Here is a 23,769-nt window from a genome sequence, read left to right on the forward strand (position 1 = left end):
CCGATCTTCTTTCATGCGAACCGTACGCGACGAGTCGGGCGACCGATACCTGCTGTTGAAGCAGTCGGGCGAGAGCAGTCGCGTCCGTGACCCGGCGACCGGCGAGGAGCGCTACGTCGACAACGATGCTCTGAGCGTCGTCGAGGGCGAGTCGCCGCTCGCGACCTCGGCCCGCGGCGTTCCCGAAGACGTCCGTCGGGTCATCGCCGCCGTTCACGACGACCGCTCGCTGGGGCTGCTTGCCGAGATAGCCGACCGCGGCCCGGTCGGCATCCGCGAACTGCTCGACGCCTACGACCTCTGCGAGAGCGACCTCCACGGCCTGCTCGCGGAGTTTCGCGCCGCCGGCCTGGTCGAGGAAGCGCGCGTCGCCGGGGAACGGGGGTACGACGCGACGGAGACTGCGACGGCCGCCCTCGACGCTCTGCGGGACTGATACTGACGGAAAACCGTCAGCGTGCGAACCACTGGGAACGCGACGACAGATACTGAACTATTCGACGGCGGCTATCTCGGGGCGCTCTCTCGTCACCGTCGACCGGTTGCTCGTCGCGTCTTTCTCCACCCGAACGATGTCGTCTGCGGCTCCGACTAGCTCGTCGTCGTGGCTCACTACGACGATCTGTTCGACGCCTAACTGCCGCATCGAGTCGATGAGGTCGACCAGCCGCGACACGTGTCCGGAGTCGAGGAAGACGGTCGGCTCGTCGAGGATGAGCGGCGGCATCGGTGCCGCACCCTCGATGCCCTCAGACAGCAGGCGGTAGATGGCACAGCGCAGGCTCAGGTTGAACAGCGCGCGCTCGCCGCCGGACAGCTGTTCCGGGTCGAGCGTCTCGCCGTCTTTCTGGTAGACCGTGAGTTCGTACTCGCCGTCGAGTTCGATGTGCGCGTAGGAGTCGTTCTGGTAGACCAGTTCGAACGTCTCGTTGACCATCCGCTCTAACGTCTCGACGTTCCGCTGGCGGAGTTCCGCCCGAAGGTCGCCGTACATCGCCTGTAGACGCTCGGCCTCGTCGTACAGTCCCGCGAGCCGTTCGCGGCGCTGTTCCAGCGATTCCCGTTTCGCTCGCAGTTCGTCTAGCTCGTCGAGTTCGTTTTTGACGCCGCCGATATCGCTCCCGAGTTCGTCGCGTCTGTCGCGCAGTTCGCCGAGTTGCTCCGTCACGTCCTCGATGTAGCCGCTCGCCCGTTCTTTCTCCTCGCGAGCCTCCGCTACGCGGTCCTCGTCGACGGCGTCGTCGAGTTCCTGTTTGCGCTCACGCTTCTCCGAGAGGCGTTCGCGACGCTCGTCGTTGAGTTGGTCCTTGCTCTCGCGGCGTTCCCGGACCTCCTCGATGGCGTCACCCGCGTCCTCGATGGTTTCGACCACGGCCGAGAGCGACTCCAGACGCTCGCGTTGCTCCCGGATATCGCCGCGCTGTCGGTTGATCGCTGCGATCTGTTCGCGTTTCTCGTTCGCGGCTTCTTCCGTCTCCGCGGCCGTCTCGCGTTTCTCAGCCGCGTCCTCGTCGAGTTCGGCCGCTCGCTCCCGGAGTTCGTCGCGTCGGGTGCGTTTCCCGTCGACCGTCTCCTCTTTCTCAGAGAGCAACTGCGTCAGGTTCGAGCGGTTCTCTCGCATGCGCTCGACGGCGTCTTCGGCCTCGACGAGCGTCTCGGCAGTCTGGATGTCGTCGTCGAGCGCGTCGATCTGGTCCTCCAGGTCATCCCGTTCGGCCTCCAGGTCGTCTATCGTCTCGCGGAGGTCGTCTATCGATTCGACGTGGGGCGAGTCCTCGACAGGCTGACCGCACTCCGGGCATTTGCCCTCGGCGAGAAGCCTCTCGGCCTCGTCCAACTGTTCGCGTTTGGCGTCTAGCGTCGCCGCTATCTCCTGTTTGTCTGCCCGGAGGTCGTCGCGCTCGTCCTCCAGGTCTGCAAGGCGGTCCCCGGCCTCGCCGAAATCGACCGGCGCGTCGTCGAAGACGGCACGCTTCGCGTCGATGTCGTCGTCGAGTTCCTCGACCTTCTCGCGGCGTTCGGCGACTGTCGCTTCCGCCTCGTCTATCTCGTCGTTGAGTTCGGCCGCTCGCTCCCGTTTCTCCGTCGCCTCGGCTTCGAGTTCGGCGGCCCGTTCGCTGAGGCTTTCGGCTTCGCTCTCGCGGTCGTTGATCGCAACGCGGATCTCCTCTAAGTCGTCGCGAAGCGACTCGTCACGCTCGTCTAACTCGCCGAGGCGCTCCTCGATCCGTTCCGGGTCGGCCTCGTCGAGATCCGTTTCCGCGAGCAGTTCGTCGCGCTCCTCGCGGGCGGTTTCCCGGCGCTCGCGGTGCTCGACCAGTTGTTCCGTGAGCGCCTCTCGTTCCCGCTCGGTGTCGGCGATGGTCTCGCGAAGCTCCGCGATGTCGTCCTCGATGCGTTCGAGTTCCTCGCGTTTCTCTTCGTGTTCGGCGAGGATCTCCGCTGTCTCCTCTAATGACGCCTCGGCCTTCTCTTTCTGGTCCTCGAAGCGCTCTATCTCCGCCGTGACCTCCTTTCGCTCCGTTTCGAGTTCGTTCAGGCGCGCCGGGAGGTCTTTCCCCTCCTTTGTTTCGATGCGGTCTTCGAGACCGGAGAGCTCGCCGCGGAGTTCCGAGAGCACGTCGTCGATGCCGAGGCGGGCCTCGCTGGCGCGTTCGCGGTACTCCTCGAGTTTGCCGAGTTGGAGGAGGTCGTCGATCATGTCCTGACGGTCGCTCGGCGACGCGTGAATGAGTTTGTTGACCTCTCCCTGGCGGACGTACGCGCAGTTGACGAACGCCTCGGCGTCCATCCGCAGCAACGACGTTATCTCGGCTCGAACGGCCTGTGCGCCCTCTATCGTTTCGTCCGGGGTTTCCAACACGCACGTCGCGGTCTTTGCGCGTTCTCCCGAGAACCGAACGCGGCGCTCGATACCGTACGCGCCCCCGTCGTGGCTGAAGTCGAGTTCGACCTCGGCCTCCTCCTCGCCGTTGGTGATCACGTCTTCCAGGTTCCGGTCGTCGAGCGCCTTCGACCCGTACAGCGCGAAAAAGCACGCTTCGAGCAAGGAGGATTTCCCGCTCCCGTTGACGCCGTGGATGACACTGACGCCCCTGTCGAGGCGCAGTTCGGCGTCCGCGTAGCACTTGAAGTTCCGGAGACGCACGCGCTCGAACTTCACAGGTACTCCTCCATCGACGACTGACCGTCGCTGTCGGCGGACGCGGCTGCTTCTCCGTCGTGGGTCTCGTCGGTTTCACTGACCGACTTGCCATCGTCCGGCGCTACTTCCTCGATTTCTTCGGGGGCTTCCTCGTCGGGTCCTGAATCGAACGCCGCGGCGTCCTCGTCGAGCAGGCCGCGGACGCGCCGGGACACTTCGTCTCGGACGTTCGAGTCGGCGACCTTGCTCGCTCGCACGGTTTCGTCGACGTCGTGGGCCGCTTCGCTGAGTCCCATCTCCCGGACTCGCCTGCGGACGGCGTCATCGGGGTCGGCAAAGGACACTGACACCTCCCCGTCTTCGTCGTCCCGGTCCCGTCGGTCGTTGACCCGTGCAACGAGTGCGCCCGCTTCCGTGGCAAACTCCTCGATCACGGCGGGCGTTATCGGCTCTCCGTCGCCGTCGACGGTGACGAGGACGACGGCGTCTTCCAGTTCGTGCTGGCGTACCTGTTCTCGAACGCGCTCGACGCCCTCGTTCTCAGCGAGTTCGACATCGACGAAGGCGAAGTCCCGGGTCGCGTCGAGGCCGCGGCGGGTTATCGCTACGTCGTCTCCGGGTGAATCCATCCCCTCGTCGGCGGTGCCGAACCTGACGATGTTGTACCCCCTGTCCTCGCGTTCGTCCGCACTCGCCCGTTCCGTCGACCCGCAGTAGGTCACCCAGGCACCCTCGACCTTGGACTTGCCCGGCGTATGGTTGTCGCCGAGTAACATCGCGTCGAAATCGACGGTCGCCTCTGAAAGCACCGTCTCCGTGTCCCAGTCCGCGTACGCGAACGGTTCGAACAGGCCGTGGGCGACCAGCGCCGCGTGGTCGGCGTCGTGTGGTTCGAAGTCGTACGCCAGATCGTCGCGGCGCGACTCGGGCACGTAGTCGAGCCCGTAGAACGCGGTGTCGTCTATCACGAACGGTTCGTCGTCGAGCCGAGTAGCGAGCCCGAGGTCCTCGAACAGGTCGAGCCACTGGCCGTCTCGTTTCCCCTCGTGGTTTCCGACGACTGCGAGAAACGGGATGTCAGCGTCCCGAAGCGAGCGCAACGCTGCGACAGTCCCTTGCAGGTCCCGCAGGTCGGGACGGCGGTCGTGAAAGAGGTCGCCGGCGTGGACGACTGCTGCGATGTCGTCTTCGCGTGCGTCCTCGATAACTTGTTCGAATGCTCGTAGGAAGTCCCGCCGCCGCTCGGGCGAGTGGTACTGCTGGTACCCGATGTGGGTGTCGCCCGTGTGAATCACCCGTGTCATGTATCCCTCCTTTGGCGATCTCTTCTTAAATCGGTTCCGCGACCGCAGTGAAACTGATCGCCGTCCGCCGTGCGGTGACGTGCTTCCGCTGGTCCACGCTCGTCAGTTGCGACGCGGCGAAACCGCTGATACGTCGCAAGCGCCCGTTGGCCGCGACGTTTCGTCTCGCGGTCCGGCACACGTTCGACGGCCCGTCGCAACCGGGTGAGGCCGACCGTTTCGTCGAAGGCGGCCGCGCGGTCAATATCCTCGACTGCGGCGGCGGCGATGTCGATCACGTCTCGGTGGTCCGCCGTCTCGCTGTCTGGTTCGTTCGCCCCACTCGCGGTGCCGTCGGCAGTCCCGCGTTCGTCTTCCGGATCGGTACTCGCATCGCTCACACAGGCGTCGCGGGCTAACGCGGCGAGCGCTCGTTTCGCCGTCGGGACGTCGACCACGCCGGGTCTGGACCCGGCATGGTATATAAACTCTACGAGTGGCTCACACTGTCGACTGTAATCCCTCGAAGAATATCGGACCTCGTGGGTCAGATTAGCTTTCCGAAGCTACAGCCGACAGTCTCAGTCGAGGGCGTGTTCTCCCTCGGAACGGACAATCATTCCAGAGCGAGTGTGTACAGTCGCTTGCGCGCGTCGGAGAAGGAAAAACGCGAATCGACGACGTCTGCGTCTTCGAGGCGGTTCAGCGCGTACCGGACGGTACGGGGCGGGAGAAGGGTTTCTTCCGCGAGTTGACTCTGTGTGAGCGTGTCGTTGTACTCTAATACCTTCGCCACGAGTTTTGCGCTCGGCGGCAGGTCGCGAACGTCGTCCCAGGTACCTCCCGTTTCACTTTCTTCTGGCTGTGCTGACTCTGATGCTCCCATCGGTACCTGCACTGTTGTGAATACAGGCTAATAATATTTCTCCTTTCTATATATTACTGTTGGGTATTCATACACGAACGGGGTGGCGGTAGTTTTGTGATGTGTCACCGTTGTTCGTGGGTACTCACCCGCAGGCTTTTATGAGTCAACCCCTTATGCCGTGGTGATGACCGACACCGTGGAAGACGTCGATCTCCCGTACGACGAGGAGGAGGCGTCGCAACAGGAGAAAATAGAGGCGTTACGCGAACGCCTGGAAGTTCTGGAGTCTCAAAACGAGGAGATGCGGGACAAACTCCTCGACGCGAACGCCGAGAACAACAAGTATCAGCAGAAACTCGAACGACTCACCCACGAGAACAAGAAGCTCAAGCAGTCGCCGCTGTTCGTCGCCACCGTTCAGGAAGTCACGGACGAAGGCGTCATCATCAAACAGCACGGCAACAATCAGGAAGCGCTGACCGAGGTCACGGACGAGATGCGGGAGGACATCGAACCGGACAGCAGGGTCGCGGTCAACAACTCTCTCTCTATCGTGAAGGCCCTCGACAACGAGACGGACGTCCGCGCTCGCGTGATGGAGGTCAGCGAGAGCCCCGATGTCACCTACAGCGACATCGGCGGCCTCGAAGAGCAGATGCAGGAAGTCCGCGAAACCGTCGAGATGCCGCTCAACAAGCCCGGCGCGTTCGACAAGGTCGGGATCGAACCCCCGAGCGGCGTCCTCCTCTATGGCCCGCCGGGCACCGGTAAGACGATGCTGGCGAAAGCGGTCGCGAACGAGACGGACGCCACGTTCATCAAGATGGCCGGCTCCGAACTCGTCCACAAGTTCATCGGCGAGGGCGCGAAACTCGTCCGCGACCTCTTCGAGGTCGCTCGCGAGCACGAACCAGCCGTGATCTTCATCGACGAGATAGACGCGATCGCGGCAAAGCGGACGGAGTCGAAGACCTCCGGCGACGCCGAGGTCCAGCGGACGATGATGCAACTGCTCTCGGAGATGGACGGCTTCGAGGACCGCGGCGAGATCCGCATCATCGCGGCGACGAACCGCTTCGACATGCTCGACCGCGCCATCCTCCGGCCCGGTCGCTTCGACCGTCTCATCGAAGTGCCCAAGCCCGACAACGAGGGTCGTGAGATCATCTTCCAGATCCACACCCGCGACATGAACACCGCAGACGACGTCGACTTCACCGCGCTCGCCGAGATGGCACAGGAAGCGAGCGGGGCCGACATCAAGGCCATCTGTACCGAGGCCGGGATGTTCGCCATCCGCGACGACCGGACCGACATCCGCCAGTCCGACTTCGAGGAAGCCTACGAAAAGATCGAGTCGGAGTCCGAGGAAGAGACGGTGTCGAAGACGTTCGCCTGACGCGACCTTTTACGCTGTCGTTCGGAAAACCCGAATCGACTTCCGCGGTGACGAGACGGTGATCGTCTCGAACGACTTCGCGCCGAGTTCGCTCGACTCGGCAAAAGCTCGACTAAAACCACTCCTCTTCTGCTTCGGTCCGTTCAGTCATCGGACCGGTCGCAGATCTATTGCTTGATGGCTGCCAGCCCTTCCCCGTCATCGCGCGACGCTCGACGAACCGCCGAGCGCCGCGCTCCCGACCGTCGGTCGGGGTCGTCGAGACTGCTGTCACTGTGTGCCGGTGTCTGCCGTCCCGGTCGGCGAACTCCCGAACTGACGTACGTCTTATCAGGGCCTACAGCGAGACGAACAGCAGGTACGGCAGGCCGAACAGTATCGCCGTCATCGCCACGAGGATGATCGCGTAGCCGACTCCGGTACCGAGCGCAGTCATCCACGCCGGGTGGTTGAACTCGTCGAAGGCGTTTGGCATGCTCCGACTGTCGTCTGGCCGGCGCTTAATCTTACCGCTTCCCCGGAAGCGACTCCGGACCGCTTTTATCCGCTGACCGGGTATGAGTGCGTAATGACGAGGATCGTCGTGGTTGACAACCACGGACAGTTCACGCATCTCGAACAGCGCGCGCTCCGCGACATGGGAGTCGACACCGACCTCATCGACAACGACACGCCGCCGGAAGAGATAGACGCCGACGGCGTTGTCCTCTCCGGCGGCCCGGACATGGACGACATCGGTCGGAGCGCGGAGTACCTGGAGGCGGACGTACCGGTACTGGGGATCTGTCTCGGCATGCAGATCATGGCGGACGAACTCGGCGGGCGAGTCGGCGGCGGCGAGTACGGCGGGTACGCCGATGTCACCGTCGACATACTGAACGAGGACGACCCGTTGACCGGGTCGCTCGCGCCCGAGACGCGCGTGTGGGCGAGTCACGCGGACGAGGTCAAAGAGCTCCCCGACGGGTTCGAACTCACGGGACGAAGCGACGTCTGTGACGTGGAAGCGATGAGCGACGCGGACCGCGACCTCTACGGCGTCCAGTGGCATCCGGAGGTCGCACACACCGCCGAGGGCGAGGAACTGTTCGAGAACTTCCGGCAGATCTGTGAGAGCTACAGTACCGCTCGCAAGTCGTCTCACGCCTGATCGAACGCCGGTAACTGAACGCGAGGGCGGGTGCGATCGACACTACATCTTTACTATCTACGGGCGAGAACCCGAAACTAATGACAGCGACGCAAGGTGACCTTGCGAGTCTCTCCCGCTACGTCTTTCGCGCGCCGCGGTGGCATGCGAGTCTGGCGTTCGCGCTCGTCGTCGCCGCCGTCACGGGCGTCGGCGTCTTCGACAACACGTATCTGCTGGAGGACGTCTGGCAGGGGGTCTTCTTCGTCGGCGTGCCGACCGTCGCGGCGAGTTTCCTGACCAGCAGCGTCGACCGCTCGCTCGGCGGACAGCTAACGCCGAACCGGTCGTCGCTACTTGCGCTCATCTGTGAGGTGTTCGTCGTCGCCGTGCTGGTCGGTGCCGGCGTCGTCGCCGCGCTCTCCCCGTTCGGCCTGAATTTCGTCTTCGACGCTTTCCTGGCGGCGCTCGCCGGGATATTCGCCTTTCGCCTGCTCGTCGTGATGGCGGTGTCGAGTCACGGCGTACTGGTCGCTTCCATCCCGGCGAGCATCCAGACCGCCGCCGCGGCCGTCATGCTGTTCGTGTACAGCGGGACGATGCGGTATTTCGCGGTCGAGGGCCGTCTGGTCGAAGCGTTCCTCTCGCGACAGGGGCAGGCACCCCCCGAACTGAACGTCGTCGTCCCCAGCGACTTCGGGCTACTACTCGCCATCTGTGTCGTTTACGGCGCGGCGGTGTACGCGTTCGTCCGGACCATCGACCGGCCGTGGCAACGGAGCCTGGGCGTAAGCGTGCTCGACTTTCTCGGCGGGTTTATCGGCCACATCGCCGACGGGACCCGCGAACTCGAAGACTTCTTCGAGGAGATCGGCGAGGAGGCTGTCGTCCCGGTCACCGTCTGTTCGGTTCGCCGCCCCGGTGGCGACGAGAAAGCCCGGTTCGTCCTGCCGATGATCCACCCGGGTCCGATGGGCGAGATCGGCGGGGGTAACCTGCCCGTTCGAGTCGCCCAGCAGGCGGAGGGGCTCGGGTTCCCGCCGCACGCGACCGCCGGCCACGACTTCAACCTCGTCACCGAGCGGGAGGTCGACACCGTCGTCGACGCCGCCGACCGCGCGATGGCGGACATCGACTACACCGACCGCGCGACCCGGAGCGTCCGCGTGGACGAAGGCGACGCCTCGCTGTTGGCGCAGGCGGTCGGTGACGACCTCCTATCGACTATCACCTACTCGCCCTCCTTCGCCGACGACGTTTCCTACGCCGTCGGCCTCGCGGCGGCCGCGGAAGCCCGGTCCGGCGGGGTCGAGGACGTCCTCCTCGCTGACGCGCACAACTGCAACGACGGCCTGCAGGGCGACGACCTCGGTCACGTCACCCCGGGAAGCGAGCGAGCCTTCGAGACGCAGGAAGCCGCCGCGCGGGCCGGAGAGACGCTGGTCGACGCGCCGCGGGCACCGCTTCGTGTCGGCGTCGCCTGGGACGAGACGCCCTGGGAGCCCGACGACGGGATCGGTCCGCTCGGCGTCAGAGTGGCCGTGTTCGAAGTGGACGACCAGTTAACGGCGTACGTCCTGATCGACGGGAACAACATGGAACCGGGCCTCCGCGACCGCCTCGTTACGGGCATCACCGGGGCCGATCAGATCGAAGTGATGACGACCGACACGCACGTCGTCAACCAGGTCGAGGCGACGAACCAGGTGGGCGAAGCGATTCCCGACGGAAAACTGCTCGACCTGATCAGCCGACTCGTCGACGAGGCCGTCGACGACGTCGAACCGGTCGAGGCCGGGATAGCGAGCGAGCGCGCGGCCGTCACCGTGTTCGGTAACGACCGGACGGAGACGCTCGCCAGCACTGCCAACGCGATGGTGTCGATGGGTGGCGGTCTCGCGGCGGCGACGACACTGGTCGCGATGATCGTGAGCGTACTCATCTTCCTGATCGCGTAACACGACCGTTTTCGGCGTCTGGAACGCTCCGCGTGCCGCTCGTCCACGGATGAAACGGCGGTAGCTGTAGGATTGCGCTACGAACTACCGTTACGGCAGCGAAAACCCCCTCAGGCCGAATCGAAGAGATCGTCGACCGCGCCGCGCGCGGCGAGCGCGGCGTCGTCTGCGACGCGGTCCTCGTCGGCGTCTCCGTCAGGGGCGTGGACGTACACGTCGACTTCGAGGATCTCGTCCTCGAACGTCACCGTTACGTCCAGGTCGTCGATATCTGAGTTTTTGAACCGCGATAAAACGACGTTCTCGGCCGCCTCGGCGGCGGTCTGTACGACTTCGTCGTCAGTCGGCATTTATGCGCCGCCGGCGCCGCCGCCCATTCCGCCCATCGGGCCGCCGCCACCGCCGCCACCGAGCATCTGCTGGAGTTCCTGCTGCAGTTCCTCGAACTGCTCTTGCACGCGCTCCTCCTGCTTTTCGAGGGTCTCGACGCGGATCTCGAGGCTCTCGGTCTTCTCTTCGAGGTCGTCTTGCGCCTCGTCGTAATCGGTCGCGACGAGCAGTTCGCCGACCTCTCGGTACATCTGTGTGTCCTCGCTGATGTCGCCGAGTTCGTCGAGAGCGTTCTGTGCCTCGGTCAGTTGCGTCTCGGCCTCGTTTTTCTGGACGGCGACCTGCTGGGCCGTCTCCTGAAGGTCCTGCAGTTCTTCGAGTTTTTCCTGTGCTTCCGGCGGCAGATTACCCTGCATATTCTGAGGGTCGTTCCCCGCATTGAAAAACCCCCGCTTTATCACTTCGGCAGAAGAGGCGACGCCTGTCGTTACTGTTAAGGGCGTTATTTATGAATATAAATAGGCATGAGTAGCGACGACACGAGCCGGCAGGAGCCTCCCCGCCCGGCCCCGTTCGTTCGGGGCGACCAAGACGAAACGCGATCCGAGACGCTCTCAATGAGTGCAGTGTTCGAGTTGATGGCGGAACGTCGTCGCAGATACGCCCTCTACCACCTCGTCGACGCGGACAGTCCGGTCGATTTTGACGACCTCGTCGACGCCGTCGTCGACTGGGAGACGGGCGATCTCGACCCGCCGCGCGGCCACGAGAGTCGGGTGTTGTCGTCGCTACACCACTCACACCTGCAGCGTCTGGAGACGGAAGGCGTCGTGGCGTACGACGCTGACACCGGTCTCGTCTGGTATCTCGGATCTGAAAAACTCGAAGCCCAACTCTCGGAGAGCAGAGACGCGGAACTTCCGTAACCTTCCCTACGTCAGACGGTCTCCCGGAACCGCACGTTCGAGCGTTCGTTCCGCCGCGTCGACGAGCGAGAGCCACGTGTTCAGGCCCGCCCGGAGGGCAACGAGGTCCGACGCTTCGACAGTGACGGTCACCGTTGCAGCGGTCCGCGACACCGTCGTCGTCGAGCGATCGCCCGCTATCTCGCCGACTTCTTGGCAGACGCTCCGCTCGACGATTCGAGCGCGTTCGGGAGACGCGTAGTCGAACGCGAGCGTCGTCTCGTGAACGAACGACGCCACGTTACTCGACGTCGACTTCCTTGACGTCGCGACTCCGCTCTTTCAGCAGTACGCGGTGACCGCAGTAGGGACACCGAACTCCGCCGTACTCGTCGAGTTCGACGTCGCGCTTACAGCGAGAGCACTTGTAGCTCATTCTTCGTCAGCCAGTGCGGCGCGGATCGAACGGGTAACAGTTCGTCCGCCGGGGGTCTGGGGTCGGTACGTCCCGCCCGCGAACTTGTACCCGCACTTGCCGCACTGCCAGATGCCTGTTCCCTGTCGGTCGACGGCGTCGGTGCCGCAGTCCGGGCAGGTGTGGTCGTCGTTCATATCCGACTCTATCTCGGCGACTCGGCGTCGGGCGACGCGACCGTAGCGCGCACCGAAGCGCCCAGCACTACCGGTTCGTCGTTTTCCGTCTTCGGCCATAGTACCGTCACGTAACCGAAGCGCGCAAATAAAGGCTACGAGTTGGATTCCCCGTCCACCGGCAGCGTCAAGATCTCGTGGGTGATGAGACAGAGCGCGCCGACGAACCCGACGACCCAGAGAAACGATCCCCCTCCGCCCGTCCCGAACGCTCGTGCGCCCGCTTCGAGAACGATCCCGCTCGACGCGACGAGCGGGATCGCAACGAGCACCGCGTCGTACCGAGAGGCCATCGTCTAATTATATCTAATTACAGCTAAAAAGGCGTTGGGGGGCCGGTGAGAATTGGACCGACCCCGCTCGCCGACAGAGCCGCTGGGGTTACTGTAACTCCGCTTCGGCGAGTGCGTCGTTCAGGTCCTCTCGAACCCGCTCACCGGTGTCGCGGTCGCGGGCCGTCGTCACTACCCGGTTTTCCTGAACGCTCGACCCGTTGCGGATCAACAGGCGGACGTTACCGTTCCCGTCGGACCGGGTCGCTTTCGCGCGGAGACCGGACTGCGACCCCTTCCCGCCGGCGTCGATCGGACCGGGTACTATCTTCTTGACGTGCGGATGTCCCGCGACAGTCTGGACGGCGCGCCTGCCCGCCCGCCCGCCGATGAGCGTGGTGTGCGTGCCGCCGATCTTCTCTCTCGGTGCGGCGTCGACGACCTCCAGCGCGGCGGTTCCCTGCCTGTCGAGTACCGCCTGGACCGGGTCCTCCTCCTCGACGCGGTAGAACTCGTGGTGGAGTTGCTCCCGCGTCGATCGCAACACTTCGCGGTGACCGGCGGCGAACACCTCCTCCGGCCGCTTGCGCCGCACCTCGTCGGCGATGCGCCCGGCGAAGTTTCGGAGTTCGATCACGCCGGTCTCCTCGCCGTCCTCGGGGCTCGTAGTTATCGTCGTCGTCGCGACGACGGCGTCCTCGTCTAGCATCGTCACCGACGCTCGGTCCCGGTCGATGTCGAGAACGACCGCGTCGGCGTTCGGCGTCCGGCAGACCAGACAGTAGTCGCCCGGTCGCTCCAGCGGGGACGCGCACTGCCGACAGTCCATGACCGATGGTAACTGCGCGCCGGATAAAACACGCCCGCTTCTCGTATCTCCGGGGGAGTCGTTCACTCGAACCCGGATCGACTACCCGACGTCCTGGCCCGTCGCTGATCGTGTGCCGACCTCGCTCCCGCAGTTGCGGCAGTACCGAGCGCCGTCGGCCAGCACGACGCCGCACTCCGGGCAGGAGTGCGGCCCGTCCGAGTCGTGGGGAAGTTTCTCGCCGCACGTTCGGCAGAACTCGGCGTCTGCTGCGGCCGCTTCGCCGCAGTTCGGACACGCGCGGGCCGACTCCCACAGGACCCGCCGTTGCGAGTCGTTCAGATACTTGTAGGCCGCGTAAACCGCGTTGAGGACGCCGAACGACCACCAGGCGGTGAGAAGAGCGATGACGACGTGGACGCCCAGGTCGCCGTAGTTCCGGTTCACGAGGACGACGCGGTCGGGCGACTCGTCCTCGATAGCCCATCCTGCCTGCAGCGCCTGGTCTATCTCGCGCCGAAGCCGTTCACTTCGCATATGTGCCCTTCCACACGAACGAATAAATGGGTCGGCCAGGTTCAGTCTCGGCCCCGTCATGTCGCCGACCGTCCGCGCGGCGAAGCGACCACCGTTATGATGTTGCGAAAGTCCCGTTCGCCGTCACCCGAGATGTAGCGGATCGCCTTTCAGATACTCGCGCAGGACGACGGTCGCGTACGACCCTTTCGGCAGAGTGAACGAGAACCTGAGCGGGTCGCACTCCACGTCGAGATGGGTGTGGACCAGGACCGCCCGTCTGGTCCCGGTCGACTCGAACTCGCCCGGCAGATCGAAATCGGCCGGCGCGAGGTCGAGGTCGTCGAGAACGTCCCGTTCGATCTCGCCCGGTTCGCCGTCCCCGAGTTCCGTCTCCGTTCCGATCAGGGGTGCAGTGACGAACGCCCTGCGGCGTTCGCAGTGGCGGGCAACGGTGTCGACGCGACGCTCGGTGACGCGCTGGAGGCGGTCCGTGTCAGGCAGGGCGAGGCCGTCCGGCGCGTCGGTGTCCGCGAAGCAAGCGACGTCTCCCTCCACAGGGCGGTCGAACGGGAGACCGCGTTCCAGTCGCTCGCTCAGGATCCGGTTGAACGCGTACGACTGCGCGGCGTGGACGAACAGGCGCTGGAGGTTCGACGGGACCGTCTCCAGCGCCGCGCGGAAGTCCGCCGGGTCCTCGCCGCCGTTGTCCGCGAGTTCGTGCAGCATCGACCGCTCGTAGCCGAGGCGGCGCGGGAACTCCTCCAGCGCGGCCGTCCAGTCACGGTTCTCCTCGACGAAGCGGCGGGCGTCCTGCGTCCCTTCGGGTTCGCTCTCGCGGGGGTTGCCGAGGTAGGCCATCACGGCTTCCTCCCACTCCTCGCGGACGACGCACAGACCGACCTCGTGGGTGACCGGTCGCTTGCTTCCGAACCGCTGCTGGCCGAAGAAGTTGGGGACCGCGGCCGACCCGCCGCCGAACTCGCGGAGGGCCGCGGTGATCGCGTCCGCGTTTTCGGGCGCGTCCGGGTCGGAAACGACGATGTCGAACGCGTTGCCCGCCAGGTCGCCGAACTGGATGGCTCGCCCGGCGCGGCCAACGACGTCTATGGCAGCGTCGCGGATGTCGGGGAGGTCGGCCGGTTCGACTCCCTTCACGCTGAACAGTTGCGTCGTTACCGCGTACTTGTCCTTGGTTCCGGCCCAGGAGACCCGTTCGCGGCTGATCCCTATCGCGTCCGAGAGGCGCTTGGCGAAGTCGTTCGTATCCCAGCCAGAGAGAGTGACTCGGAGAACCAGATGGTTGTACGTCCCCGAGTCAGCGTCGACCGGTTCCGTGTCGAACCGTTCGAGTTCCTCGACGCGGAAGTCGGTTTCCTCGGCGCGGAGTCTTCCGCCGGTCCCGTCCGCGTCGCTGACGTAATACTCCATGCCGACTGCACGCTCGATATCGTGCGGCGACCGCATCAGCGACCACCTCCCGGCGAACGACGGATTGCGTCCATAGAGAGTGGTGTCGCCGCGGGGCATAAGGGCTGACCGGTCCGCGCTGGAACCGACGTGAAGTCCCGCGCACTGGGCCGGCGGTCGCAGTCAGAGTACACTGTCGGCTGTCCCTGCTCGTACAGGAGTCGCTGAGTCAGTGTACCGGATCCGGTTGCTGATGCTGGCAGATATCCGACAATAGCCGACAGCGTCTCTTACTCGTTCGATGTCGTCATCGCCTGCACAGTGACGGATCCGTTGGCCGCGACGGTGACGGCACAGCCGTTCGATTCGAAGGTGACGGATCCAGTGTTTCGGTTCGTCGACGACGTGTCGTCGAAGATCGTTTCGAGCGCGTCGGGGTCGACGGCGTCGTGAAGCGGTTCGAGATCGAGGAGATCCGCGTCGAGTTCGTCCGCGATAGCGTGGAGAACCGACTCGGTTACGCTCCGGGAGTCCTGTGGGGCCTGTTCCGTACCGAGTGTCGTACTCATCACTCCTTCCGAAGAGCGGCACGGGTATAGTGGTTCCATCTTGCTCAATAGCCTCGCTGGAATCGGATGGCTATGAGTATAGTATCCGGTGGGATCAGACTCTTCCGACGTGCCCGGAATGAAACAGCCAAGATGGAATTTAGGGAGGAGAAGCGCCCTCTCGACGCCGGTTTCGTCTCGGACGTGACTGAGGCGGACGGTGCTGACAGGTCCGCGCTCTAGAACAGCGAGAGGTCACCAGTTACTTTGTCGACGATGGCCTCGTCGCCGGGACCCACCGCCAGTGCTGTGACGGTACCAGGGTCCAACTGAGTGTGGCCGGCGTCGCGAACGATGGCGTGGGGCAGTCCCTCGCGCTCCGCGACGTCTGCGAGTTCGAACAGTTGCGACTCGCCGCTTCCCTTGAGGACGACCTTCTTCTGGCCGTCGCCTTTCCATCGCTTGCGGGTCCGCTTGTCCGCGTCCTGGTAGGCCGAAAGCGACGCATGTGCGACCTGTGCGGCGAGTTTTCCCTGTCCCATGCCGATGTCTGTGCGAGCGACGATCGCCTGTTTCATGCCCGGTACGATGGCGGGAACGCCTTTAGCCCTGACCATCGCTCTCGGGCACCGTCGAAGCCCGTCGGGAAAGCGGCACTCGGGGAGTCGATCACTCGGTCTCGTCGTACATATCTCCGACGTTTTCTTTCAGTTCGTAGGTCAACACCCGCTCGGTAAACGTCGCGAAGCCGTGGTCGATCCCGTCGCTCCACGCCGCGGTTTCGTTCGGCACACCCGGTAGCTGTTCGTCGTGCGTAGCGCTCACCAGCACCGGTCCCCGGTCCGCCATTAGCAGCCGCCCGATCTGCGGGCTCTCGCTCATCGAGGTGAACCACTCGATCAGTCCGGTGGTGAAGATGACGGCATCTATCTCGGCGTCGTTGATGCGCTCCCGAACCGATTCGACGACGGTACCGACGTGGAGGGTGACGCCGCGCTCGGTGGCATCGGCGAGCGCGGCGACGACGTCCTCGTCGAGTAACCCCTCGTCCAGCAGTATCAACACCAGTTCGTCGCTCGCGCCGTCGACGATATCGATCACCCGACCGGTCACCTGTTCGTGGTCGCTGATCGCCCACACCGCCTGTTGGGCTTCCTTGTACGCCGGCTCCAGCTGTCGGAGCGACCGTTCGACCGTCTCGAAATACGACTCGTACTCCTTCCGGAGTATCCTGATCGCGCTGTCGATCGAAACGCTCTGGTACGTCCGCGGTTCGCCCTCCTCCATCGCCACTAACCCTTTCTTCTGGAGCTTCTCCACCGTCTCGTACACCCGCGACCGCGGAATGTCGGCGACTTTCCCCACCTCTTTGGCCGTCCCGTGAGGGATCCGCGTGAGCGCGACGAAACACCGTGCTTCGTATGCGGTCAAACCGAGCTGCTCAAGTGCGCTTATCGCGGCCTGTGCCTCGTCCATATCGTCCGTACGGGACGTGTTCGGTAGTGCCTTCGGGTGGTGTTTCTCCCGGACGCCGTCCTCTCCGTCTTGCGCGACGACCGCCGCCGCTACGTCCCCGCGCCGACCCGGACGAACGACTGTTCGCCGACTGTCTCCCGCGAACTGCGACCGGCGAACGCCGGCGGATCGGTCCGCCGGTCGCCGGTCGTCGGTTGGCTCTGACGCGACGCCCGGACCGGGGAATTTAGGCCCCTCCGCTCGCTCCTTCACCGTATGATACTCTCGGACGCGGACATCCTCCGCCGGCTCGAAGCGGGAGACCTCGCCGTCGAGCCGCTGGAGGACCCCGACCTACAGATCCAGCCGGCGAGCATCGACCTCCGACTCGGCCGCGAGTTCCTGGAGTTCCAGCGAACGAACATTCCCTGTATCCACCCCGACGCGGAGTGGGAGGTAGACGAGTACGTCGACGAGACGGTCGTCGACGAGGGCGAGGAGTTCATCCTCCACCCCGGCGATTTCGTCCTCGGGACGACGAAAGAGCGCGTCGACATCCCGGCGGACCTCCTCGCGCACGTACAGGGCCGTTCTTCGCTCGGCCGCCTGGCGATCGTGGTACACGCGACGGCGGGCGTCGTCGACCCGGGGTACCGCGGCCAGATAACGCTCGAACTGTCGAATCTCGGCACCGCACCCGTGGCGCTGACGCCCGGCATGCGCATCTCACAGCTCATCTTCACTGAGATGAAATCCGCGGCGGAGCGCCCGTACGGCAGCGGCCGCGGGTCGAAATACCAGGACCAGGACGGGCCACAGGCGTCGCGCATCGGCGGCGACCGGGAGTTCGGCGGCGACCAATGAAGTTTATCGAGGAGATCGTCGTCGAGGAGTTCCTCCCGACGTTCCGGTCGATGCTCGCGGAGGACCTGCGCGATCGCGGGCTGACCCAGAGCGAGGTCGCCGAAGCGCTCGGGATCAGCCAGTCGGCCGTTTCGAAGTACGCCCACGGCGACGTGGCACGCCGCGAGGTGATCCTGGAGGACGAGCGCGTCCGCGAACTCGTCGAACGGATCGGCGAGGGGATGACCGACGGCGAGATGCGACCGGTGCAGGCACTCGTCGAGACGGAGGTGTTGATCCGGCGTCTGGAAAACGGCGACGTACTGGCGTCGCTGCACGAGGAGGCCGTCCCCGAACTCTCGGAGTACGGCGGCGGCTTCAACATTCACGACCCGGAAAGCGAACTCCGGACGACGGAGCGCGTGCTCGCATCGGTCCGGCGGGGGCTGCGCCGCCTGGAAAACACCAGCGGGTTCGCCACGCTCATTCCCGACGTGGGGTCGAACCTCGTCGCTTGTACGCCCGGCGCGACGGACGTCGACGACGTCGCGGGCGTCCCCGGTCGGATCTTCGACGTGAAGGGTCAGGCGACCGTGCCGGGCGACCCCGAGTTCGGCGTCAGTGAACACGTCGCCACCGTCCTCCTCGCGGCCCGCCGCGCGGGCAGCGACGCACGGGCGGCGCTGAACGTCCGGTACGACCCCGACATCGTCGAACGTCTGGTGAACGACGGCTACCAGACCGTCGAGTTCGATGGCGAAACGTCCACGGAAGAGGCGGTGAAAGCGGCGCTCTCGGACGCGGACGACGCCGACGCGCTCTACCAGAGCGGCGGGTACGGAATAGAGCCGATCGTCTACGTCTTGGGGCCGGACGCCGAGACGGTCGTCGAGCGCGTTCGAGGGCTGGTGTAATGTCGGGGGCGTCGTCCGCGCAGGCGTTTTACGGCCGCTGGGCGGCGCTGTACGACGCCGTCGCCAGACACACGCCCGGCGTTGCGCGTCTCCGCGAGCGGGCCGCGTCGGCGCTCCGGCTCTCCGCCGGCGACACCGTCGTCGAAATGGGCTGCGGGACCGGCGCAAACCTCCCGTACCTCCGCGAGCAGGTCGGTCCGGACGGGACCGTCGTCGGCGTCGATTTCACTGGCCCTATTCTCGACCGGGCGCGGGACCTCGTCGAACGGCGCGGGTGGGAGAACGTCCACGTCGTCCGCGGCGACGCGACGAGGCCGCCGATCACCGACAGCGTCGACGGGATCCTCTCGACGTTCGTTGTCGGGATGCTGGCGGAACCGGCCGGAACCGTCGACGACTGGTGTGACCTCCTGAACGCCGGCGGTCACCTGGTTCTGGTCGACGCCGCGGAGAGCGACCGGTGGTACGCCGCGCCGATAAACGCCGCGTTCCGCGCAGTCACCGTCCTCTCGACGCCGCCGACGCTCAGGGTTCGGTACGAGAACTCGCCGCACGAGTCGCTCGTGCGGCGGGTCACGGACGCCAGAGACGCGCTTCGGGCGCGCTCGGCCGCCGTCGCTCACGAAGACCACTGGGCCGGGATCGTTCGCCTGACCGGCGGCCGGATCGACTGATCCGGTCGCGTATCTGGCGGTGGTCGCGCGAACTATTCGGCGGATATGGCGGTGGTCACGCGAGTCGTCTGACGAACCCGGTGCGACCACCCGGCGGCGACCGCTCTCGATAGCTGGTCCCGGCCGGTCGAAAGGTCGTGCCCGGCGGTAGTATTTTGGTCGCTCTAGTCGATACTGACGTATGGCGACTCGTAGGCGTCTCGCCGCCCTGATACTCGTCCTCTCCGTGGTCCTCTCCGGATGCGCGGCAGATTCGGCCGCCTTCCAAACGACGGCCGACGAAAACGACACGAACACGACCACGGAGACGACGGTCGCCCCGACGACGACGGAAGTCAACGTCACGGAAAAGTACTCGGTCCCCGTCGAGGGTGACGACCTCCCGGTCGACGCCGACCGAACGTTCGCCCGCGTGCAGGCGCTCGTCGGGACGAACGTCGAACCGCAGTCAGTGACGGTCCGTGAGGGGACGGCACGGTCGAACACCGCCGACTACTACACGTCCCGGTCGTTCTTCCGGATCATGGGTCTCGACGAGACGAACTACTCGACGAAGGGGGCAAGCGGGGTAACGTACAGGGACGGAGAAGTGCGGCTCACGACCCGCGAGGCGTCCGATGCAGAGGTCGAACGCGTTCTCGCCCACGAGTTCATCCACACCGTTCAGATGCGGTCGGGGATGACAGAAAGTCTGAACAGGGAGTCTGCAGTGAGTCGGTCGACAGACGCCTCGCTGGTTCGCCAGGCGCTCGTCGAGGGAGGCGCAGTGTACGTCACCGACAGCTACTCCGAGCAGTTCCAGTCGCCGACGGTACATCAGTCGGACGTCGTCGCGGAGGAATACGAGAGCGGTCCCGCCGGCAACCGCTATCTCTGGGCACCCTATCACTTCGGCTACCGATACGTCGCCGCGACGGTCGACTCGCCGGACGAACTCGACACGGCGTACGAAAACCACCCCGAGACCACGGAGCAGTTGATCCACAACTACGGCCCGGCGGAGGAACCGGCCCTCGACCTCGAACTGTCGACCGACGATTCCGGAAGCTGGTTCCGAACCGACGCTGACACGAAAGGAGAACTCGTAACTCGCATCGTTCTCCGGAGCCAACTCTCCCGGGCGCGCGCTGCCGCGGCGGCGTCCGGGTGGGGGAACGACCGCCTGTACGTGTACGAACACAGTTCCGGCAGAACGACAGGGCTCGCCTGGGCGCTCCGCTGGGACGATGCCGACGAAGCCGACGAAGCGCAGGCGGCCTTCCGGTCGTACGCGGCGAAACACGGCGACGACTCCGAGGCGTCGGTACAGGTCGAACGCGTCACCCGTGAAACGCTGGTGGTGTTCGCCGGCGACGACGAGTTCGTCGACAACGCTTACGCCGCCGGCAGCGACGACGAGGTCGAGGTCGCCATCGACAACCGAACGACCGCCGGCGCGGACGTGGCGTTCCCGGCGGGACCCGCACCGAACGACGGTGGCGGGACCACGACGGGCGTCTACAGTAGTCCCTGAAACGATTCATACGCTGATCGCATCGCTGTCGTCCGATCCAGATCTGCATTGACTTTCAGTGGGTACTATAGGCCGCTTCGGCAATGCGACGCGTTACTCCGTGTGGTCCGGTCGCCGTCCAGCCCGGTCCGCGGACCGAGGGGCGAGACCACCACTGTTTTGTTCAAACGAGCCGTTTTGGCAACTAACATGCGTGTGAAGGCTCTCGTCGTCGTGTTGCTCCTCCTCGTCTCCGGATGTTCTGCTCCGTTCCTCGGTGACACCACCACCGACGCCGAGACGGAGGTCCTGAACGAGTCGACGGTCGACGCCACGACGACCGATGCTCCGATGACCGAAACCACGACTACGACTGACACTCTCGGTGGGGACGAATACGACGTGACGGTCCAGAACGGCACGCTCGGTGTCGACGAAGACAAAGCGTACGGACGCACTCAGTCGCTGCTCGGTACCGACATCGAACCGCGACCCGTCGAGGTACGCAACCTGACCGAGCGCCGAGGGTTCGCTCCCGGTGCAAACGACTTCTTCGCGACGATGGGCGTCGGGAACGCGTCGTTCGACGAGGACACGGCCGGCGGCCTCACGACGACGAGCGGTGCCGTCTACATCCACCCCGGGAACGGTTCGCCCGGAGAGGTCGAGCAGGTGCTCGTCCACGAGTACGTCCACGCGGCTCAGTTCAACGGGAACATGCTGCCGTGGATCGACGCCCTCGAACAGCCGCGATTGACCAACGACCTCGTCCAGACCCGCCTCTCGCTGGTCGAAGGCGGAGCGGTGTACGTCTCCGACGTGTACACCGACCAGCATCTCGATGTCGCCCCGAGTTCGACTCGGATCGCGGACGAGTACGACTCCGGGTCGACGGCGGAACGGCTGTTCCTGGCCCGGTACCACTTCGGCAATCAGTACGTCGCCAACGAGATCGACGACCCATCCGAACTCGAGACGGTGTACGAGGACTACCCGCGCACCACCGAGCAACTCCTTCATCCGGGCTCCGACGACGTGGAACGGAACCTGAACGTGGCTGTCGACGACGCCGGCGAGTGGCGCACTGCCGGTAACGACACGATAGGCGAACTCACCACGCGCGTCCTCCTCTCCGGCGAACTCGACGACGACACCGCGAGCCAGGCCGCGGCGGGGTGGGGGACCGACGACGTGGTGATACTCCGGAACGACGACCAGCGGGCGTACATCTGGGCCTTCCGCATGGACGACACGAGCGAGGCCGACGAACTGGCGGCCGCGATGGAGACGTTCGCGGATGCCCGCAACGCCGATAGCGACGCGATGTTCGCGGTCGATCGACCGACGGGCGAGACGGTCGTTCTGACCGCCGCGCCGGACTCGTTCGACGCCGCGGTCGAGGGCGAGAACGGCTCCGTGACGGTGACCGTCGAGTAGGAGAACCGCACTTGTGGCCGCTGGCCGTACGCTTTCGTCGCCGAGACCGGTCAGAACGGGCAACAGTCACGGGGAGTGAACCTCGCAGATCCGGACTGTGTCTCCGCACCGACCCGAACATTTACTTCGTCCGTGACAGTAATGCCGAACAGAGCTGACCGATGATCGTTTCTCTCTGCCCCTGAGTTGGCCGTCGTCTCGCTTCGTCCCCGAGGCGGACCAGCTCCGGCTTTCGTTGCATCAGTAGCCTACCGACTATCAGAGAGATATCATGCCAAGACCGACATTCATCGATTGCGACCGCCTCGACCTCAAGCCACCCGACGAGGAAGACATCGAATTCCTCCGAGAAGGAGTGAACCACCCGAAAGTCCGTCAGTACATCAGCGCGTTCAGGACGCCGTACACGGAGGACCGCTACCGGGACGAGCTGTGGCCGATAGATAGCGACGGGGACGGCGTCTCGCTACTCGCCGTTCCGAACGACGGCGAGTTCTCGGGGGACCCGGTGGGGTCGGTACAGTTGTATCCCCTCAACGACGCGGACGGCTACGCGAACTTCGGCGTCTGGTTCCATCCGACGGCGTGGGGAGAAGGATACGCGCTCGAAGCCGGCGCGCACCTCATCGAATACGGGTTTCGGGACCTTCGGTTGCACCGCGTCTCGGCGACCGCGATGGCCCGGAACGAAGCCTCCAGAACGCTCTGCGAGCGGCTCGGATTCGTCCACGAAGGTACCACCCGTGAGACGCAGTTCGCCGACGGCGAGTACGCGGACGTCGAGCGATACGGACTGCTGGTCGACGAGTGGGGCGGCCCCGAGGAGATACTCGACGGGTGACGGCGACGGTAGGTTACGCCTCGTACCGCTCGGCGTGCCTCGCGCAGAACTCGGGGTCGCGTAACTGCGCCTTCACGACGCCGTCCTGACGGTGGGGGTTCGAGAGGCGACAGCGCTCGTCGTCGCAAAAGCCCTCGCCGGTCGCCGCGAGATGGACCGCCTGCAGGACGTACCCTTTGAGTGCCTCGGTCGTCCGCGGGTCGCCGTCGACGAGGAACTCGCCGTCGACCTGGTTCTCCAGCACCTCGCGCGGCGGGGCATCGCCTGACAGCATCGCGTGCTTTTGCTTCTCGCGGTAGTACGACTCGGGCTTTGCGGGGGCCTCGTAGAGCCCCGGCACGGACACCAGCGAGGGCTGGCCGAGCACGTTCACGCGCTTGTGCCAGCGGCCGTCGTGGTCTCCCCAGGTGCCGACGACGCGGTCCAGCAGGGCGATGTGGAGGCTGTCGAGCGCGCGTTCCTCCCGCGGAAGCGCGGCGTTCAGCGCCCGCTGGACGGCGACGCCGTCGTAGAGTACGCCGCCCTCGCGCTCGGGGTGGTCCAATGCGCGCTCCTCGTATCGGACGATCCCCAACATTGTGTTCCCGGTTTCGCGCTCGTACGGGTCGAGAACGCGCGCCTCGGCAAACTGCTCGGCAAGGTCGCTGTCTGATCCCCCGCGGTGGACATCGAGAAACCGTTTCCGGACGCGCACGCCAGCGTCGACTCGCTCTCGAAGCCAGTCAGCGACGGCGTCGGTGTCGACCGGCGGCGCTCCGTCGTACGCCGGCGGCCGGTAGAGCGTGACCTCGTCGACCATATGCCTCGGTGGTACCACTGGATGAAACAAGTTGCGGTCCGGCCAAAGCGGATCGCGGTCCGGGTCTTTTTGCGTTCGACGACCGGAGTGTC

General features: G+C 65.1%; 29 protein-coding genes. 11 read left to right on the forward strand and 18 right to left on the reverse strand.

The genetic code is table 11. The features are described from left to right. Positions 1–13: 13 nt before the first annotated feature. Positions 14–436 carry a hypothetical protein gene (locus tag SM753_RS12870; RefSeq protein WP_138796936.1) on the forward strand — a complete coding sequence of 141 codons (423 nt, stop codon included), beginning with the start codon at positions 14–16 and terminating at the stop codon, positions 434–436. Between the two features lie 57 nt (positions 437–493). Here SM753_RS12870 and rad50 read toward each other — a convergent pair whose 3' ends face one another. From rad50 to SM753_RS12890, 4 genes are all read right to left on the reverse strand, one after another. Continuing rightward, positions 494–3,163, reverse strand: a complete 2,670-nt coding sequence (gene rad50, locus SM753_RS12875) for a DNA double-strand break repair ATPase Rad50 (RefSeq protein ID WP_323191900.1) — start codon at positions 3,161–3,163, stop codon at positions 494–496. Then, complete coding sequence (gene mre11, locus SM753_RS12880) at positions 3,160–4,449, reverse strand: DNA double-strand break repair protein Mre11 (protein ID WP_323191901.1); 1,290 nt, start codon at positions 4,447–4,449, stop codon at positions 3,160–3,162. The genes rad50 and mre11 overlap by 4 nt, the downstream gene beginning before the upstream one ends. Beyond that, positions 4,446–4,886: a hypothetical protein gene (locus SM753_RS12885; protein WP_323191902.1), complete on the reverse strand. Its 441-nt coding sequence runs from the start codon at positions 4,884–4,886 to the stop codon at positions 4,446–4,448. Before SM753_RS12885 ends, mre11 begins: the two co-directional genes overlap by 4 nt. Positions 4,887–5,044: 158 nt before the next feature. Next, complete coding sequence (locus SM753_RS12890) at positions 5,045–5,314, reverse strand: helix-turn-helix domain-containing protein (protein ID WP_135533472.1); 270 nt, start codon at positions 5,312–5,314, stop codon at positions 5,045–5,047. A 166-nt stretch (positions 5,315–5,480) separates the two neighbouring features. On the opposite strand from SM753_RS12890, the gene SM753_RS12895 reads away from it, so the two are divergent. Then, positions 5,481–6,695 carry a proteasome-activating nucleotidase gene (locus SM753_RS12895; RefSeq protein WP_323191903.1) on the forward strand — a complete coding sequence of 405 codons (1,215 nt, stop codon included), beginning with the start codon at positions 5,481–5,483 and terminating at the stop codon, positions 6,693–6,695. Between the two features lie 337 nt (positions 6,696–7,032). On the opposite strand, the gene SM753_RS12900 is transcribed toward SM753_RS12895, so the two are convergent. After that, a complete protein-coding gene (locus SM753_RS12900; RefSeq protein ID WP_168192933.1) occupies positions 7,033–7,170 on the reverse strand; it encodes a hypothetical protein in 138 nt (45 codons plus the stop codon). Between the two features lie 93 nt (positions 7,171–7,263). On the opposite strand from SM753_RS12900, the gene SM753_RS12905 reads away from it, so the two are divergent. Together SM753_RS12905 and SM753_RS12910 are read left to right on the forward strand one after the other, a co-directional pair. Further along, a complete protein-coding gene (locus SM753_RS12905; RefSeq protein ID WP_323191904.1) occupies positions 7,264–7,845 on the forward strand; it encodes a GMP synthase subunit A in 582 nt (193 codons plus the stop codon). An 80-nt stretch (positions 7,846–7,925) separates the two neighbouring features. Beyond that, positions 7,926–9,782, forward strand: coding sequence for a DUF2070 family protein (locus SM753_RS12910; RefSeq protein ID WP_323191905.1), 1,857 nt, complete (start codon positions 7,926–7,928; stop codon positions 9,780–9,782). 110 nt (positions 9,783–9,892) lie between these two features. On the opposite strand, the gene SM753_RS12915 is transcribed toward SM753_RS12910, so the two are convergent. Together SM753_RS12915 and SM753_RS12920 are read right to left on the reverse strand one after the other, a co-directional pair. Then, on the reverse strand, positions 9,893–10,132 hold the full coding sequence (locus SM753_RS12915) for a DUF3194 domain-containing protein (protein WP_135533468.1): 240 nt from the start codon (positions 10,130–10,132) through the stop codon (positions 9,893–9,895). Beyond that, entirely contained in the window at positions 10,133–10,528 is a 396-nt protein-coding gene (locus SM753_RS12920; RefSeq protein WP_135533467.1) for a prefoldin subunit beta, read from the reverse strand. Positions 10,529–10,636: 108 nt separating this feature from the next. Between SM753_RS12920 and SM753_RS12925 the strand changes: the two genes are divergently transcribed. Beyond that, entirely contained in the window at positions 10,637–11,038 is a 402-nt protein-coding gene (locus tag SM753_RS12925; protein ID WP_138796944.1) for a hypothetical protein, read from the forward strand. 6 nt (positions 11,039–11,044) lie between these two features. Here the strand turns inward: SM753_RS12925 and SM753_RS12930 are convergent, their stop codons facing one another. The 10 genes from SM753_RS12930 to SM753_RS12975 all read right to left on the reverse strand — a co-directional run bounded on the left by SM753_RS12930 (position 11,045) and on the right by SM753_RS12975 (position 16,950). Beyond that, positions 11,045–11,317, reverse strand: a complete 273-nt coding sequence (locus SM753_RS12930) for a KEOPS complex subunit Pcc1 (protein ID WP_138796945.1) — start codon at positions 11,315–11,317, stop codon at positions 11,045–11,047. Position 11,318: 1 nt separating this feature from the next. Next, the gene (locus SM753_RS12935; RefSeq protein WP_066378269.1) at positions 11,319–11,453 is read right to left on the reverse strand and encodes a DNA-directed RNA polymerase subunit P; all 135 of its coding nucleotides are present in this window, start codon (positions 11,451–11,453) and stop codon (positions 11,319–11,321) included. After that, entirely contained in the window at positions 11,450–11,728 is a 279-nt protein-coding gene (locus SM753_RS12940; RefSeq protein ID WP_135533464.1) for a 50S ribosomal protein L37ae, read from the reverse strand. The genes SM753_RS12935 and SM753_RS12940 overlap by 4 nt, the downstream gene beginning before the upstream one ends. A 35-nt stretch (positions 11,729–11,763) precedes the next feature. After that, positions 11,764–11,961, reverse strand: a complete 198-nt coding sequence (locus tag SM753_RS12945) for a hypothetical protein (protein ID WP_323191906.1) — start codon at positions 11,959–11,961, stop codon at positions 11,764–11,766. A gap of 88 nt (positions 11,962–12,049) precedes the next feature. Continuing rightward, positions 12,050–12,769, reverse strand: a complete 720-nt coding sequence (locus SM753_RS12950) for a DUF2103 domain-containing protein (protein WP_135533462.1) — start codon at positions 12,767–12,769, stop codon at positions 12,050–12,052. 81 nt (positions 12,770–12,850) lie between these two features. After that, positions 12,851–13,285, reverse strand: coding sequence for a zinc ribbon domain-containing protein (locus SM753_RS12955; protein ID WP_138796947.1), 435 nt, complete (start codon positions 13,283–13,285; stop codon positions 12,851–12,853). Between the two features lie 123 nt (positions 13,286–13,408). Beyond that, entirely contained in the window at positions 13,409–14,731 is a 1,323-nt protein-coding gene (truD, locus tag SM753_RS12960) for a tRNA pseudouridine(13) synthase TruD (RefSeq protein ID WP_323191907.1), read from the reverse strand. A gap of 233 nt (positions 14,732–14,964) precedes the next feature. Then, entirely contained in the window at positions 14,965–15,243 is a 279-nt protein-coding gene (locus SM753_RS12965; protein ID WP_323191908.1) for a HalOD1 output domain-containing protein, read from the reverse strand. A gap of 218 nt (positions 15,244–15,461) precedes the next feature. Continuing rightward, positions 15,462–15,800, reverse strand: a complete 339-nt coding sequence (gene pth2 / locus SM753_RS12970; protein ID WP_135533458.1) for a peptidyl-tRNA hydrolase Pth2 — start codon at positions 15,798–15,800, stop codon at positions 15,462–15,464. 91 nt (positions 15,801–15,891) lie between these two features. Then, positions 15,892–16,950, reverse strand: a complete 1,059-nt coding sequence (locus tag SM753_RS12975; RefSeq protein WP_323191909.1) for a helix-turn-helix domain-containing protein — start codon at positions 16,948–16,950, stop codon at positions 15,892–15,894. A 3-nt stretch (positions 16,951–16,953) separates the two neighbouring features. Between SM753_RS12975 and dcd the strand changes: the two genes are divergently transcribed. From dcd to SM753_RS13005, 6 genes are all read left to right on the forward strand, one after another. Continuing rightward, the gene (dcd, locus tag SM753_RS12980; protein WP_135533456.1) at positions 16,954–17,541 is read left to right on the forward strand and encodes a dCTP deaminase; all 588 of its coding nucleotides are present in this window, start codon (positions 16,954–16,956) and stop codon (positions 17,539–17,541) included. After that, positions 17,538–18,434, forward strand: coding sequence for a thiamine-phosphate synthase family protein (locus SM753_RS12985; protein ID WP_323191910.1), 897 nt, complete (start codon positions 17,538–17,540; stop codon positions 18,432–18,434). Before dcd ends, SM753_RS12985 begins: the two co-directional genes overlap by 4 nt. Then, entirely contained in the window at positions 18,434–19,108 is a 675-nt protein-coding gene (locus SM753_RS12990; RefSeq protein WP_323191911.1) for a methyltransferase domain-containing protein, read from the forward strand. The genes SM753_RS12985 and SM753_RS12990 overlap by 1 nt, the downstream gene beginning before the upstream one ends. Before the next feature lie 181 nt (positions 19,109–19,289). Next, positions 19,290–20,621, forward strand: a complete 1,332-nt coding sequence (locus tag SM753_RS12995; protein ID WP_323191912.1) for a hypothetical protein — start codon at positions 19,290–19,292, stop codon at positions 20,619–20,621. Between the two features lie 189 nt (positions 20,622–20,810). Further along, the gene (locus SM753_RS13000) at positions 20,811–22,037 is read left to right on the forward strand and encodes a hypothetical protein (RefSeq protein WP_323191913.1); all 1,227 of its coding nucleotides are present in this window, start codon (positions 20,811–20,813) and stop codon (positions 22,035–22,037) included. A gap of 271 nt (positions 22,038–22,308) precedes the next feature. Beyond that, the gene (locus SM753_RS13005) at positions 22,309–22,878 is read left to right on the forward strand and encodes a GNAT family protein (RefSeq protein WP_323191914.1); all 570 of its coding nucleotides are present in this window, start codon (positions 22,309–22,311) and stop codon (positions 22,876–22,878) included. Positions 22,879–22,891: 13 nt separating this feature from the next. Here SM753_RS13005 and SM753_RS13010 read toward each other — a convergent pair whose 3' ends face one another. Beyond that, complete coding sequence (locus tag SM753_RS13010; protein WP_323191915.1) at positions 22,892–23,677, reverse strand: DUF6775 family putative metallopeptidase; 786 nt, start codon at positions 23,675–23,677, stop codon at positions 22,892–22,894. Positions 23,678–23,769 lie beyond the last annotated feature (92 nt).

Origin of the sequence: Halostella sp. PRR32, assembly GCF_034808085.1 — an archaeon.
GTDB classification, from domain to species: domain Archaea; phylum Halobacteriota; class Halobacteria; order Halobacteriales; family Natronoarchaeaceae; genus Halostella; species Halostella pelagica.

Coding starts and splice junctions, on each gene's coding strand:
- SM753_RS12870 (WP_138796936.1), top strand. CDS start 14: ATGCGAACCGTACGCGACGAGTCGGGCGACCGATACCTGCTGTTGAAG.
- mre11 (WP_323191901.1), bottom strand. CDS start 4,449: ATGACACGGGTGATTCACACGGGCGACACCCACATCGGGTACCAGCAG.
- SM753_RS12890 (WP_135533472.1), bottom strand. CDS start 5,314: ATGGGAGCATCAGAGTCAGCACAGCCAGAAGAAAGTGAAACGGGAGGT.
- SM753_RS12895 (WP_323191903.1), top strand. CDS start 5,481: ATGACCGACACCGTGGAAGACGTCGATCTCCCGTACGACGAGGAGGAG.
- SM753_RS12900 (WP_168192933.1), bottom strand. CDS start 7,170: ATGCCAAACGCCTTCGACGAGTTCAACCACCCGGCGTGGATGACTGCG.
- SM753_RS12905 (WP_323191904.1), top strand. CDS start 7,264: ATGACGAGGATCGTCGTGGTTGACAACCACGGACAGTTCACGCATCTC.
- SM753_RS12910 (WP_323191905.1), top strand. CDS start 7,926: ATGACAGCGACGCAAGGTGACCTTGCGAGTCTCTCCCGCTACGTCTTT.
- SM753_RS12915 (WP_135533468.1), bottom strand. CDS start 10,132: ATGCCGACTGACGACGAAGTCGTACAGACCGCCGCCGAGGCGGCCGAG.
- SM753_RS12920 (WP_135533467.1), bottom strand. CDS start 10,528: ATGCAGGGTAATCTGCCGCCGGAAGCACAGGAAAAACTCGAAGAACTG.
- SM753_RS12925 (WP_138796944.1), top strand. CDS start 10,637: ATGAGTAGCGACGACACGAGCCGGCAGGAGCCTCCCCGCCCGGCCCCG.
- SM753_RS12935 (WP_066378269.1), bottom strand. CDS start 11,453: ATGAGCTACAAGTGCTCTCGCTGTAAGCGCGACGTCGAACTCGACGAG.
- SM753_RS12940 (WP_135533464.1), bottom strand. CDS start 11,728: ATGGCCGAAGACGGAAAACGACGAACCGGTAGTGCTGGGCGCTTCGGT.
- SM753_RS12945 (WP_323191906.1), bottom strand. CDS start 11,961: ATGGCCTCTCGGTACGACGCGGTGCTCGTTGCGATCCCGCTCGTCGCG.
- SM753_RS12950 (WP_135533462.1), bottom strand. CDS start 12,769: ATGGACTGTCGGCAGTGCGCGTCCCCGCTGGAGCGACCGGGCGACTAC.
- SM753_RS12955 (WP_138796947.1), bottom strand. CDS start 13,285: ATGCGAAGTGAACGGCTTCGGCGCGAGATAGACCAGGCGCTGCAGGCA.
- truD (WP_323191907.1), bottom strand. CDS start 14,731: ATGCGGTCGCCGCACGATATCGAGCGTGCAGTCGGCATGGAGTATTAC.
- SM753_RS12965 (WP_323191908.1), bottom strand. CDS start 15,243: ATGAGTACGACACTCGGTACGGAACAGGCCCCACAGGACTCCCGGAGC.
- pth2 (WP_135533458.1), bottom strand. CDS start 15,800: ATGAAACAGGCGATCGTCGCTCGCACAGACATCGGCATGGGACAGGGA.
- dcd (WP_135533456.1), top strand. CDS start 16,954: ATGATACTCTCGGACGCGGACATCCTCCGCCGGCTCGAAGCGGGAGAC.
- SM753_RS12985 (WP_323191910.1), top strand. CDS start 17,538: ATGAAGTTTATCGAGGAGATCGTCGTCGAGGAGTTCCTCCCGACGTTC.
- SM753_RS12990 (WP_323191911.1), top strand. CDS start 18,434: ATGTCGGGGGCGTCGTCCGCGCAGGCGTTTTACGGCCGCTGGGCGGCG.
- SM753_RS12995 (WP_323191912.1), top strand. CDS start 19,290: ATGGCGACTCGTAGGCGTCTCGCCGCCCTGATACTCGTCCTCTCCGTG.
- SM753_RS13000 (WP_323191913.1), top strand. CDS start 20,811: ATGCGTGTGAAGGCTCTCGTCGTCGTGTTGCTCCTCCTCGTCTCCGGA.
- SM753_RS13005 (WP_323191914.1), top strand. CDS start 22,309: ATGCCAAGACCGACATTCATCGATTGCGACCGCCTCGACCTCAAGCCA.
- SM753_RS13010 (WP_323191915.1), bottom strand. CDS start 23,677: ATGGTCGACGAGGTCACGCTCTACCGGCCGCCGGCGTACGACGGAGCG.